General features: G+C 42.2%; 13 protein-coding genes. 6 read left to right on the forward strand and 7 right to left on the reverse strand.

Annotated elements, in window-relative coordinates:
• Positions 1-57 precede the first annotated feature (57 nt).
• A complete protein-coding gene (locus V6C11_RS08280) occupies positions 58-444 on the reverse strand; it encodes a winged helix-turn-helix transcriptional regulator (RefSeq protein ID WP_333530671.1) in 387 nt (128 codons plus the stop codon).
• 176 nt (positions 445-620) lie between these two features.
• On the opposite strand from V6C11_RS08280, the gene V6C11_RS08285 reads away from it, so the two are divergent.
• From V6C11_RS08285 to V6C11_RS08300, 4 genes are all read left to right on the forward strand, one after another.
• Positions 621-911 carry a hypothetical protein gene (locus V6C11_RS08285; RefSeq protein WP_333530672.1) on the forward strand — a complete coding sequence of 97 codons (291 nt, stop codon included), beginning with the start codon at positions 621-623 and terminating at the stop codon, positions 909-911.
• A gap of 196 nt (positions 912-1,107) precedes the next feature.
• Positions 1,108-2,055, forward strand: coding sequence for an SLAC1 anion channel family protein (locus V6C11_RS08290; protein WP_333530673.1), 948 nt, complete (start codon positions 1,108-1,110; stop codon positions 2,053-2,055).
• Between the two features lie 640 nt (positions 2,056-2,695).
• Entirely contained in the window at positions 2,696-3,076 is a 381-nt protein-coding gene (locus tag V6C11_RS08295) for a hypothetical protein (protein ID WP_333530674.1), read from the forward strand.
• Positions 3,077-3,373: 297 nt separating this feature from the next.
• Positions 3,374-6,454: an EAL domain-containing protein gene (locus V6C11_RS08300; RefSeq protein ID WP_333530675.1), complete on the forward strand. Its 3,081-nt coding sequence runs from the start codon at positions 3,374-3,376 to the stop codon at positions 6,452-6,454.
• A gap of 50 nt (positions 6,455-6,504) precedes the next feature.
• Here V6C11_RS08300 and V6C11_RS08305 read toward each other — a convergent pair whose 3' ends face one another.
• From V6C11_RS08305 to V6C11_RS08315, 3 genes are read right to left on the reverse strand one after another with little or no spacing between them, the layout of a single operon-like run.
• Positions 6,505-7,926 carry a polymer-forming cytoskeletal protein gene (locus tag V6C11_RS08305; RefSeq protein ID WP_333530676.1) on the reverse strand — a complete coding sequence of 474 codons (1,422 nt, stop codon included), beginning with the start codon at positions 7,924-7,926 and terminating at the stop codon, positions 6,505-6,507.
• Positions 7,926-8,603: an anti-sigma factor family protein gene (locus V6C11_RS08310; RefSeq protein ID WP_333530677.1), complete on the reverse strand. Its 678-nt coding sequence runs from the start codon at positions 8,601-8,603 to the stop codon at positions 7,926-7,928. The genes V6C11_RS08305 and V6C11_RS08310 overlap by 1 nt, the downstream gene beginning before the upstream one ends.
• A 2-nt stretch (positions 8,604-8,605) precedes the next feature.
• Positions 8,606-9,181 (reverse strand): RNA polymerase sigma factor, encoded by a 576-nt coding sequence (locus V6C11_RS08315; RefSeq protein ID WP_442886061.1) that lies wholly within the window; start codon positions 9,179-9,181, stop codon positions 8,606-8,608.
• A gap of 226 nt (positions 9,182-9,407) precedes the next feature.
• Between V6C11_RS08315 and V6C11_RS08320 the strand changes: the two genes are divergently transcribed.
• Positions 9,408-10,010 (forward strand): class I SAM-dependent methyltransferase, encoded by a 603-nt coding sequence (locus V6C11_RS08320; RefSeq protein WP_333530916.1) that lies wholly within the window; start codon positions 9,408-9,410, stop codon positions 10,008-10,010.
• A 74-nt stretch (positions 10,011-10,084) separates the two neighbouring features.
• Positions 10,085-10,642, forward strand: a complete 558-nt coding sequence (locus V6C11_RS08325; RefSeq protein WP_333530678.1) for a hypothetical protein — start codon at positions 10,085-10,087, stop codon at positions 10,640-10,642.
• A gap of 109 nt (positions 10,643-10,751) precedes the next feature.
• Here V6C11_RS08325 and V6C11_RS08330 read toward each other — a convergent pair whose 3' ends face one another.
• The 3 genes from V6C11_RS08330 to V6C11_RS08340 form a co-directional block, all read right to left on the reverse strand.
• On the reverse strand, positions 10,752-12,596 hold the full coding sequence (locus V6C11_RS08330; RefSeq protein WP_333530679.1) for a heavy metal translocating P-type ATPase: 1,845 nt from the start codon (positions 12,594-12,596) through the stop codon (positions 10,752-10,754).
• 130 nt (positions 12,597-12,726) lie between these two features.
• Entirely contained in the window at positions 12,727-12,948 is a 222-nt protein-coding gene (locus V6C11_RS08335; RefSeq protein WP_333530680.1) for a cation transporter, read from the reverse strand.
• Between the two features lie 212 nt (positions 12,949-13,160).
• A complete protein-coding gene (locus V6C11_RS08340; protein ID WP_333530681.1) occupies positions 13,161-13,532 on the reverse strand; it encodes an ArsR/SmtB family transcription factor in 372 nt (123 codons plus the stop codon).
• Positions 13,533-13,672 lie beyond the last annotated feature (140 nt).

Genomic DNA, 13,672 nt, shown 5'->3' on the forward strand with positions numbered 1-13,672 from the left:
ATCAAAATTATATTTCATCATGCTTCTCCCCCAATCAATCAACATTGGCTTCCAAAATCACTCAGCCTTGAAGTTGTAATCACATTTTTGACATTGCGAAAGGATATGCTGGCTATCCTCTTTGTGGTATGCGCCCGACCATCTGCAAATGCTTTGCAGGATGGGTACAACGGATTTTCCCTTATCCGACAGGCAATATTCCACTCTTGGCGGGATTTCATTAAATTGTTGTCTTTGAACGATTCCGTCTGCCATCAACTCTTTCAAAGTCGATGCCAAAACAGCGTCTGTGATATTTGTCATTTCCTTGCGCAGAGAGCTATAACGTAAAACCTCTTTCTCTGCCAGAACACAGATAATCCGCGACTTCCATTTCCCGCCGAAAACTTCCAAGCCATATTCCAGTGGGCAACGAATATCTTTTGCTAACTTAGGCTTATACATTTTGTACAACCTCCTGTAGCGTAATTATAAAAGGCATGCTGTACTAGCAGCAAGTAACTATGAAATTTATGAGTTACTCATGAATTTGCTAATATATTCTTCTTCCGAAGTCCTTTGACTATAATCAAAGTAAGCTCGGCCACAGGAGCCTTACAAAATCCATTTAGGAGGTTATAATGAAAGTCAATGCATATCTGGAAATCACGATGAAAATCGAAGCCGTTAATCGTCCCGCAGCAGCAAAGGTCTACGCCGATTACCGCGAGCCTTTCCTCAAGACGATTGAAGGTGCTCTAACGAAGGACTTGTTGATCCGTGACGAGGATGTTCAGGTGTTACACGGTTTTGACAGCGTGGCACAGGCACAGGTATACTTGACCAGCGAGATGTTCCAAAATGATGTGTTTGTTGGCCTCAAGCCGCTATGGAGTGCCGATCCCGATGTGAAAATATACGGCGTGGCCTAACCTCTGCTCTCACAAAGTTGTGTCCGATAAAACACGTAAGAAAAGGAGTCTGTTTCGATAAACGATGACAGCTCCTTTTCTTTTATTGCTTTGGGTTGTAAAAAATATGTCTTTTTCAGTGGCCTTGGTCCGTTCCTGATGTACTATATAGATAATCGTTATAGAAATAAATACTTTTATTAAGGGGTGATTTATTTTGGGTCAAGGGGTGCAATTTTTTCCGATTGGGTTATTTGCCAGCGTGATGGGGCTATGCGGATTGTCTATTGCCTATCAGCGGTTTGAGCAGGTCTTTGGGCTGCATTTAGGAATTGGTCTGCTGCTGCTGGTGATAGCCTATGTCGTGTTCGTGGTGGTCAGCGCGGCCTATTTAGCAAAACTGGTTAAACACACGAAGGAAGTGGTGAATGAATTTAATCACCCGGTCAAAGCCAGTTTTTTCCCGGCTCTATCTATCAGCCTGCTATTATTGAGTATCGGCACGCTGGAGGTATCCCGTGAAGTGGCTAGGTACTTATGGATCGTTGGCGCGGGCCTGCATTTTGTCTTTACTATTATCATTATGTCCCGCTGGATTAACCGCAGCTATGAGATTGCTCATGCTAACCCAGCCTGGTTTATTCCTGTGGTCGGTAATATTCTGGTGCCGATCGCCGGCGTAGAATTTGCCCATAAAGAATGGATGTGGTTCTTTTTTAGTGTGGGTCTGTTTTTCTGGCTGGTGTTGTTTACGGTAATATTTTACCGTATCATCTTCCATAACCCCCTGCCACCCAAGCTAATGCCTACTTTGTTTATTTTGGCTGCCCCCCCGGCGGTGGGATTTGTTGCCTATACAAAAATGACAGGTGAGATGGACGGTTTTGCCCGCGGTCTCTTATATGTGGCGATTTTCTTTGTCTTTTTGCTATTCTCAATGGTGCGGAATTTCATGGGACTGAATTTCTTTGTATCCTGGTGGGCTTACACTTTCCCCATGTGCGCTGCGACCATTGCCACTACTCAGGCCTTTAAATTTACCGGCCTAGCCCTGCTCGGGTGGCTGGCAGCTATTTTTATAGCCGTAACCACTCTAATTACCGCGATCGTAGCGGTTCAAACGATAAACGCTTTTCGTCAAAACACTGTCTGTGTGCCGGATTAATCAAGGGCTTACCTAGAAACAAAAAACAAAGAGTCCCAGCAAAAATTGCTGGAACCCTTGTCATTAAAGTCTTTTGAGAGAATGGTGGAAAAAAGATTTTTTGCGGTTAGGCAGAAAGTATGATCCTCTGCTTTTCAAATTGAAATTTATACGTTAATAAAATATTATCCTAAATTACAATCAAGTATCATCTGACTATGAGGGATTCCATCTTCCAGGAATTCTTCTGAAACCTGTCTAAAGCCTTGCTTTTCGCATATGTCTGTGTTTCTATTTTTATAGCAGCTGCTCCCAACCTATTCTTTGCAACCTTTATCCCTTCTGAGAGGATTCTGCTGCCTATCCCACATCGTCTTTTTATGGCAATCACTCTGCCGATTGATACTTCGTCAAAGGAGCAGCCTAAATTCCTATCGCATGCTGTAATAAACTTTGAATCCATCATAGCACGCTTTACGACACGAAAAAAGATATAGCCCTCCTTGGCGGAAAGGCTATGTCTTTTGTGTTTTGTTCGATATATCTATATCATCTATCCAATTAGGAGGGATTCGAACTGGCACAAGCCATTTTTTTGAATTTAGTGTATTGTTTTATATGATATAATATTCTAAATGTTTGCGAATTGGGTGACGTTGCCATGTTCATTCGAACCAAGGTCTTTAAAAATAAAGACGGTTCCATCAGAACATATCGCCAACTGGCAGGGTCTTATCGTGACGGTAAGAAAAATCGTCAACGGATTCTTCTGAATCGAGGTCGCCTAGAGGAATTGCAGGAAGGTCAAATTGACCGTCTTATTGAGCAGTTGGCACGTTTTTCTCAAGAACAGTGGAATAAGGTTACTATGACTGAAAATGCGGATGTCCGTTGGATGAAACAATGGGGTTCGGAAATTATCTTTCGCCATCGATGGCAGCAACTTGGCCTTGGTAATATGTTAGATGATGGAACTATAAACAGTAAGGGTACCATTTTATCCCGGAAGGGATGTAGTGGTATGTTTTGCTGTTTTCTTTAATTTCAAGGGTTCACACCTATCTCATTTCAAACGTGAGTTTTAGCCCCTTTCGGCAGAAGGATACTCGATAAAAGGGTTTCCAGAAGTCTTATTAATGAATTTGAAAATGCATACAGGCTGATGATAAGATCGTTAAAATCATATCAGGTTGCACCTGCGGCTGGTAACAATTGTTCCATTTAAAATACACAAAAAATGTCGATGAGGAAAGCAGAGGAGCAAACAAGCTGTCCGCGTGTCTTTGGTTCGCCAGCAGCTAACAAAAAGACCAAATCATGAAAGATGGAGAGATGTTTTATGAATCAAGTACCTTTGCTTTTTTCGTTGCTATTCTTCTCTGCATTTGCTATTTATTTACTCTTTGGCTTATATATCATCTATATGAATCCGAGGAGAAGTCTTAATCGAATGTTCTCGGCAGTATGCATTTCCTTATGTTTTTGGTCCATCGGTTTTTCCGTTGCAAATTCTGCACCGGATTTGGAAACATGCTTATTGTGGAGACGGATCTCCGCCCTCGGCTGGGGAACCGCCTATAGTTTAATGCTGCACTTTTTGTTATTACTTACCGGCGCAGAATGTTCCCGCAAACGTTGGAGACTTTGTGCGCTTCTGCATCTGCCCGCGGTTGTCTGCATCTATGCCTTTGCTGCTTCGGGAAAGATTACGGCAGTTCAGTATAATTTGGTAAAGCTGGATAGCGGCTGGATTAATATAGCGATCCAGAATGGATGGACCACATTTTTTCAGATTTATTATGTTGGCTATGTCCTGGCCTGTTTGGGGGTCATTTGGCGATGGAGGCAAAAAGCCTCTAATCAAACTATCCGCAAACAGGCAAATATTCTCTTACTCTCAATGGCCGCGGCTCTATTGCTGGGAAGCCTAACGGATGTGATTTTAAGTGCTGCCTTAAAGGGTTCGCTGCCACAGATGGCCCCAGTGTTTACCTTGCTGCCAATTGCGTCAATATACTATTGCATGAAACGTTATGGTTTAATGGGGGATGTTTCCCAAAATGAGGACGATTTGATACTAAGCGGCGAGACCCGTTCGAAACTGCATTTTTACTTATCTTTTGCGTTTTTGGCAGGAGGCTTTACCGGTGCCTTAGCTTATTTTTTACCCCACATGGTGCAAGGAGAAAAAAGCTTGAGGACAATGCTTAATGCCAGCGTATGGCTATTTTTCTTAGGTGCAATTACCCTATTGTGCCAACTAATTAAAAATAAGAAAGTAAAAGAAACCATTGTCTTAATCGCAATGCTTTGCAGCATTCCGATCATAACTTTGCAATTTATTGATTTTGCCGGGATAACGGTCTGGGCTTTCCCCTTGGTTTTAATGATCATTTCCTTGGTCTTCGGTACAAGAATTCCTTTAATTGCGCTTATGGCTGTATCCGTTGCAACTCAACTTTTGGTTTGGATTAACAGCCCCGAAGGGGTTATCCAATTGGATAGATTTGATCACATTGTAAGAATCAGCATCTTTCTGATTGCCTTTTGGGTTGGTTCTTTTGTAAACAAGACGTATATTAAAAGAATAAAAGAAAACATCTATCAGATTGAGTTTCAAAAACTTATCTCCGATATCTCTTTTAACTTTATTAGTGTTAATCAGATAAACATTGATGAGAAAGTTAATGATATGCTGTACAAGATAGGCCATTTCTTCCAGGTTGATCGTGCCTATATTTTTTTGATTAATCGGAAAAGCACCACAATGACCTATGCCTATGGATGGTGCAGCGAGGGGATCAGCCCCGAAACCGAAGCCATTCAAAATGTGCCGACAGATGTATTCCTCAGGTGGCTGGAGCAGTTAAGCACGGAGAAACTGGTCTACATAGAAGATGTAAGGAAGCTTCCCGATGAGGCTTCTGCCGAAAGGGAACTGCTTATTGAGCAGGGGGTTAAATCTGTAGTGGTTATACCGATTGAGGAAAATGGGGAGCTTCTGGGGTTTATGGGCCTTGATTCCGTGCGGTTATTTAAAAGCTGGTCACGTTATCATATCGAATTGCTAAGGATTTTATCCAATTTATTGGCGGATGGACTTATCAAGATTAACTCAGAAAAAGAGATAGAATATATGGCATATTATGACCAGTTGACGGGGCTCCCTAACCGCACGCTGTTTTCTGACCACCTTGCTCGGGCCATTCAGCTTGCTAAGCGAAATGAGAAGTTTATCGGCGTTATATTCATGGATCTGGATAGCTTTAAAATGGTGAACGACACCATGGGGCACAATGCTGGGGATACTTTGCTCAGAGCAGTGGCACAGGGGTTGGCGCAGCGCCTGCGAAAAACCGATACCGTTGCCCGTTTTGGCGGAGATGAATTTCTAATTTTAGTCAATCACTTTGCGGATAATGAAGATGTTATTAAGGTTGCCGATACTATCATGAAAATGTTTGAGCATCCCTTTGAAGTGCAAGGGCAGGAATTTTTCATTACCGGGAGTGCGGGGGTGGCAGTATATCCCTTTGATGGTGATGATGCCGAAACCTTGATAAAAAATGCCGACATCGCCATGTATATAGCAAAATCTAAAGGAAAAAATCAGTATGAACTGTGCACGGCGGAAATGAAAGACGAGGTAAAGCAAAATATCAAGATATCTAACAGTCTGTACAGGGTACAGGAGCGAGGCGAGCTAACCGTTTATTATCAGCCCCAGGTCAAGCTGCAAACGGGGCAGATTACCGGCCTGGAAGCTCTGTTACGCTGGAATCACCCGGAGATGGGTATGATACCGCCCAATGTTTTTATCCCGCTTGCGGAAATGAACGGCACCATTAACAGTATTGGTGATTGGGTGTTAAAAACGGCCATAAGCCAAAATAAGCGATGGCAGGAAAAAGGATTCCCCCATCTGCGCCTGGCTATAAACCTGTCCATTATTCAGTTCAGAAATCCGTATTTTGCCGAGAATTTAGATAAGCTTATAAAAGAAATCGGATTGAATCCCAAATGTATTGAGCTGGAGATTACAGAGAGTGTCGCCACGAAAGAAGCTGGACACATCGTAGATACATTAACTAAACTCAAGCAGCTGGGGGTATCCATTTCTATCGATGATTTCGGGACGGAGTATTCTTCCCTCAACCGGTTAAAGGTGCTCTCCATCGACCGAATCAAGATTGACATGCAGTTTGTTCAAGGTATTGAAAACAGCGAAAAAGACCGTGCTATCACTAAAGTTGTTATCAATCTGGCCAAGAGCTTGGGATTGGAGGTGCTGGCAGAAGGCGTAGAAACAGCACGGCAACTCGACTTCCTCAAGCAAAAATTATGTGATGAAGTACAAGGATATTATTATTACAAACCCATGCCCGCCGAAGAGATTGAAAAGCTTTTTCTGCAGCTTTAAAAGACTTTTTTATAATGAAGGGCCTCCAATATGGCTGCCCTTCATCATACTTATTCGTTTTTCGTATCTCCACCATCGATAGTTATCGGTGTTTCTTCGCTGGATTTTTCTATTGGGTTGTCTTCCTTTTTTTGTTTCCGTGACTGACGCCATAGGGACCAGCGATCCCTAAATCGTGGGTACCAAATCATCGTTACACTCCCCAGACCCATAATGCCAAGAACCAGTAATACCAGCCAACCCAGCAGAGGAATCCACACCAGGTGAGCTACCAGCAGGATACCCAACAGCATTTCCTTTACTTGGGAGAATTGTTTTAGATCAAAGGCGGAGCTAACCTTACGTCCAATCTTAAGGCAGACACCAGACATGCCTACCAGGGATGCCAGGACGAGGGTAATCCCCAGTGCAATGGATATTGGAATACCAATGATCGTGATAAACAGAAGAAATACCAAAGGGATACCCAAAGCAGTTGAGACAAATCCAAACCATAAGGTCTTCAGGGGTCTTAATGTGATATTCTCCATGCTGGCTGCCGCATCATTCGTAAAGAAACCATAGGTTATGAACAAGGCGGCCAGGATGCCCAGTAAGATCGGCAGCCAAAGCAGGAATAGGAATGCTTTATTCTCGTCTTGAACCACAACCCTTTCAGTTCCATCGTAACGGTTGGCAGAATTGTAATGGGAAAGATTAGCTCCTGGGGTTTCGGCCTTAACAATCCTGATGGCTTTATTTTCCGTGTTCATAATCTTGCCTAGTACATTGGCACCTGGTTCCATGACCACCGATTCAGTGCTTGTTAGCACATCGCCATGAATGATGGCCGTGGAGCGTAGAATAATTTGCTTACCAGTGACCTTACCTTGTATGCTCCCAGCCAAGTCCAAGCGGCTTTCCTCTGAACCGGCATTACCCATAATCGTTGTCCCAACAAAGGTTTGAATATCCTCGCCGGTAACATTGCCATATACAATTCCTTGGTTTCTGTTTTCTATTTGCGGATCGAAACTATAGTTTGGGTTTCTTTCGTGTTCAGCACGCATGTCGGGTGCCAGAATTACTTGGGAGCCTTGCACATCTTGGGTAACTGTGCCACCATAGATGGCCACCATTTCTTTGGCCACAATGGAGCCAACCCGTGCATCCTGATAGATGCGAACTTCCTTCGCTTCAAGGGTACCCATCACCTGACCATTTCTTAATTTAACCCGTTTAGAAGGTTCTTTTAGTTCATGGATAATTTCATTTGGGTTGCCGAGGTATTCCCATTGATTTACGCTTTCTTGTATGTCCGGTGGGGCGGCTGTTTCCTCTTGCCACATTTCTTTACTGGGTAGATTTAGGCTAAAGGATATTTCCTTGGCCAGTTCGCCTTTCTCTAAAAAACTAAAGGCTACAGCCAGGGAGATCATAGCCAGGAGCAACGTAAACCATTTGAAAAATAACTTCAAATATCTTTTAATCACTAAGTCCTCTCCTCTCCGTGGTCGAAAAATATTCTTGAGCTTATAAAAGCAGTTATCATAGCAATAATTGTCCAGGCAATCACTGCCAGTATCGTAAATTCAATTACTTTTTGGTATGTTGTGGCCTTCGTCAAGAATAAAAGTAATTTGCTAAGAAATTGGCCGGTGGATTGATCCGGTAGGGTAAATACGGAACCCCAGGTTGAATAAAAAGTTTGACTGCACTTATTGCCAGCCAGATTGATCGTTGCGTAGAAACCATGCCACATCTTTGCCACACTCTGCCACACTAACAAGGGGGTTTCCTGCCAGGTATATTTTTGACCCAGGTAAATGACCCAGGTGATGACGCCAAGTATAGAAAAGGAAACCAGAAGAGGAATTCCCTTAAGCATAAAATCCCACCAGGAAAGTTCATGGTTTGTTTCTTCTATCGAAACTTTTTGGGAGTTTGCCAGGGGTTGGATTGCCGCCATGATATTTTTTGTTAAATCTTCCGGAACGGGTTCTCTGGGTAGTTGAACCAACAGACGATCTAGTTCATCGTACCCTTCCCATAACGGTTGGCACTGGTTGCATGTTTCTAAATGCTGTTTAAAGAGTTTTTCTTTTGGTTCGGATAACGGATGATCTAAATATTTCGTTGCATCACGGTGCGTCCATTTACAGTTTTTCAACGCTAATTCCTCCCCTCCTTGGACAAATTTAACTTTTTGTGTAGTACAGCTTTGCCACGATGCAGCAAGGTACCGACAGTCTGTACCGGGAGTTGCATAATTTCTGCAATTTCCTGATAGCTAAAGCCTTCCATATGCCTCAACACAATCACAGTCCGATACTTTACGGGTAATTCATCAATGGCTTTTTGCAGCCCTAAAAGCTTTTGTTTAGCCTGGTAGATTTGTTCCGGGTTGCTCTGTCCATTAGTGGAAAGGGGTGACAGATGTTCTGTGTATTCAGGTACTGTGTTCTCGCGTATTCTTTTATTACGCCGATAGCGATCCAGACAAACATTGATGGCAATTCGATAGAACCAACTGGTAAAGCGAGCTTCCCCGCGATAGCTTGGCAGTGCTTGATATAACTTAATAAAGGCTTCCTGGGTGGCATCCTGGGCCTCTTCCCGGTTGTTAAGGATGCGGAAGGCCAAATTATAGATGCCACTCTGTGTGAGTTTGACAATGGTTTCATAGGATGCTGCATTTCCTTGGATTGCCTGGTCAATCAGGCCTTGGGCTATATCTGGTGTTGCAATGGCCTTCCGCCCCCCTTTCCTTCTTTTTGCTGATCCGTATAATTTGACGGACGCATCGTTTAGATTATTTCACCTAAAAAGAAAAATTCAAGAAAAATGGGGTGGCAAATTAATCCAGGGGAAATCTTAATCCATTCTATTGTTGAAGAAGGAATCTGGATTGCAAAATTGAATACAGAATCACATCGGAATATTCGTAAAATTATAGGGGGGTAAAAATATGACCATGATAGAGGAAGGTTATAAGAAAAGATATAAAGCAGGTAATACTCCTTGGGATCTTGGCCGACCTGATTTTAACCTTATTCAGACTGTAACCGCCAGGGCCATAAAGCCATGCCAAGTACTGGATATTGGCTGCGGAACAGGAAGTAACTCCATCTGGCTTGCCCAAAATAACTTTGCTGTAATAGGTATTGATACCTCAGAGATTGCCATCCAGAAGGCTGTTGAGGAGGCTTCGAACAATAATGTCACTTGTACCTTTCTGGTGAATGACATCCTTTTAAACAAAATTGAGGGGTCTCCATTTGGCCTTGCCTTTGACAGGGGCTGTTTTCATTCATATAATTCGGATGAAGAACGGAGGATTTTTGCAGAAAAAGTGGCTGCTCATTTAGAAAAGGATGGTCTGTGGCTTAGTCTGGTTGGCAACGCGGACGAACGGCGTGATGTCCCAGGGCCACCGCAGCGTTCTGCCCGGGATATTGTTAACTCAGTGGAACCCTACTTCGAGATCCTTTCCCTGGTTTCGAGCCATTTCGAATCAAACCATCCAAGTCCCCCTAGGGCCTGGGTTTGTCTAATGCGTAAAAGACCTATTGCATAAATGTTTGGCTATTATCATTGGCAGCTAGCTAACCTAATCCCCTTACTATACTAAAACTAAGGGAGTGGGTACGAATGGAGGAAACGTTAAAACAGATTTTCGAACAATTAGCCCAGATAAATGGTAAAGTGGAAAGCTTAGAAAATAACATCAATAGTAAAGTGGAAAGCTTAGAAAATAACATCAATAGTAAAATGGAAAGCTTGGAAAACCGTATAGATGATAAAATGGAATGCCTAGAAAACCGTATAAACGGGAGAATGGATAACTTAGAAAGTCGTATAAACGATCGAATGGACGGTTTAGAAGACCGTATAAACGATCGAATGGACGGTTTAGAAGACCGTATGGATGAGAGAATGAACGGTTTAGAAAACCGTATGGATGGGAAAATGGAATGCCTGGAAAATCGTATCAATGTAAGAATGGACAGTGTAGAAAACCATATTGAAAAGGGATTTGTGCAGGTAGACCAAAGGTTCCAAAAAGTGGAAGTGCGCCTCGACCGGATAGACGAATCAATAAAGCAGGTGCAAACAGCTTCCTTGGAACTTCTATCTGACGTTAAGGAAATCAAAGAGTATAACGCCAATTTGGTAATGGTTCCAGCCTCAAGGATAAAAACGGTATAAAATATTTAAAGGGGACTGACTAAAAGGTCAATCCCCTTTTTGCACGATCAGAGGTTTCTAATTGTACCGATAACGTACTTAATAATAATCCAGGGTAATCGACTACCCCTTATAATTTTTTAACGTTTAATGCCCTGAAGGAATTTAATACTGCGATGATCGTAACGCCCACATCTGCAAATATTGCTGCCCACAGGGTCGTTATTCCTAAAGCACTCAAAACGAGAATCCCTACTTTTATACCTATAGCAATCACGATATTTTGCCGGGCAATTCCTAGTGTCTTTTTTGAAATTCTTATGGCTGTGGCAATTTTAGAAGGTTCATCGGTCATGATTACAAGATCTGCAGCCTCAATGGCAGCATCGGAACCCAAACCACCCATTGCAATACCAATGTCTGCACGGGCTAAAACAGGGGCATCGTTAATACCGTCACCCACAAAGGCAAGTTTACCCTTTTCTGATTTCTGTAACAATAATTCTTCTACCTTTTCCACTTTATCCCCTGGTAACAATTCGGAATATACTTTATCTATACCAAGTTCCTTAGCAACCTTTGCAGCAACCGCTTGTGTGTCACCTGTTAGCATCACAGTTTTCTTAATGTTAGCGTGCTTAAGTTCCTTAATGGCCTGTGCTGAGTCGGCCTTTACTTCATCGGCAATAACGATATAACCAGCATAAATATGGTCTATTGCAACGTGCACAACAGTACCGATAAGCTCACCTTCATAGTAAGGCATATTCATCTTTTTCATGAGCTTACTATTTCCTACCAGGACCTTTTTTCCGTCGATCGTTGCAATAACACCATGACCTGAAATCTCTTCTACATTTGCAATGCGTCCACTGTCAATTTCTTTGGCATAGGCCTGTTTGATAGAATTGGAAATTGGGTGGTTAGAGTAGCTTTCTGCATAGGCAGTGAACTCCAGTAGTTCCTCCTGAGATACTCCCTCTGCATGAATCTCCTGTACAAGAAATACACCCTTGGTAAGGGTTCCGGTTTTATCAAATACAATAATCTCAGTTTCTGCTAATGCTTCTAAATAGTTACTTCCTTTTACTAATACTCCTTTTCTTGATGCCCCACCAATTCCGCCAAAGAAACTTAAGGGGATGGATAAAACCAGGGCACAGGGGCAAGAAACCACAAGAAATGACAATGCCCTATATATCCAATCCCCAAAGGTGGCACCCTCTAGAACCAGTGGTGGAATAATGGCAAGGAAAACGGCTATTATAACGACGATCGGAGTATAATACCTGGCAAATTTCGTAATAAATTGCTCCGAATGTGATTTTTTATTGCTTGCATTTTCAACTAAATCCAGAATCTTACTTACGGTAGATTCCTCATACTCCTTTGTAACCTTAGCTGTAATAACTCCATTCAGGTTAATGCAGCCACTTAAAATATCACTTCCCACTTCTACCTCACGGGGAACAGACTCGCCGGTAAGGGCGGATGTATCAATCATTGACTTTCCCTTAAGTACGATACCGTCAAGGGGGACTTTTTCTCCTGCCTTTATGACAATAATGTCGTCAGTTTGTACCTCATCCGGGTCAACTTTTACCAGTTCCTCGCCTCTTTTTACATTGGCGTAATCCGGTCGAATATCCATCAGGCTGGCAATGGATTTTCTTGACTTATCAACCGCATAGCTTTGAAAGAGCTCACCTACTTGGTAAAATAGCATCACAGCAACACCTTCTGGATACTCCGCAATGAGCATTGCACCAATGGTGGCCACAGTCATTAAAAAGTTTTCATCAAAGGCCCGACCCTTAATAATGTTTTTACAGGCTTTTATTACAACATCCAAACCTACCACGATATAACTGAGTCCATACAAAGCAATCTTAAACCATTGGTCACTTGGATTCATTACCGCTGCTGCAATAAATAACACGGCCCCAAAAAGAATTCGCCAAAGACGTTTTTTCATTACGACACGACCTTTATGCACAAATTTTCCCTGTATTGGACGGAGATCTTTAAATAATTACATGAATAATTGAACATTCATTCATATATAAGGCTAAAAAAGATTACCTATCTTTCGTTGAACACCTTTATTATGCCTTTTTCAGTATGGTATCTGGTTCAAGGTCTTTAATGATTTTTTCCGCCGCCTGTATAATGGCGATCATCTTTTCAGCTTCACCCTCAATCACAAGTTTGCGGGTCATAAAGTTGACGGTAGCTTCTTTAACACCATCCAGCTGACGAATGGATTTCTCCATTTTGGCTGCACAATTTGCACAATCTAAACCTTCCAGAATAAATTTCTTTTTCATAATATTTATCAGCCTCCTATGTTTTTGCATCGTTTGAATACTTGCTTATATGTTCATGTTTAAACCTAAAAAATATTACCTCCTATTAGCCTATCGGTATGAAACACGGGATTAGACGGCAGATTCGTGAACTAATTGGTTATTCAACGAAAGATGTTAGACATAAAAAGCCGATACTCCTTGGAGGGGGATATGTTAGATTCCTTTTACGGTTAATCGTCCTCATTGATGTGAACTAAACCTTGATTAAATATATGTTTGACGTGCTCATCATCCAATGAATAATATACCACTTTACCCTCCTTTCTGTTCTTTACCAAACTAGCTTGCTTTAGGACTCTAAGTTGATGTGAAATCGCTGATTGTGTCATGTTCAGTAAGGCAGCAATGTCACAAACACACATTTCCGCTTCATCTAAGGCCCATAGTATCTTGATTCGTGTTGAATCTCCAAATACCTTAAAGAGTTCTGCCAAGTCATAGAGGGTTTCTTCTGGAGGCATTTTACCCTTCACTTGCTTTATGACTTCCTCATGGATTACATCGCAAGAGCATTTTTCAATTGGGTTCGGCTTTTTTGCCATATTCAGACCTCCCCGATAACAACTTGCACATACATATGAGCGACTGCTCATGTGTTATAACTCTATTATATTCCGATTTTACGATGTGTCAATAGTTATATGAACAGATACTCAAGTGTTTAGTCCTACTTACGAATCAT

Origin of the sequence: Desulfotomaculum sp. 1211_IL3151 (assembly GCF_036763075.1) — a bacterium.
Classification (GTDB): Bacteria; Bacillota; Desulfotomaculia; order Desulfotomaculales; family Desulfotomaculaceae; genus Desulfotomaculum.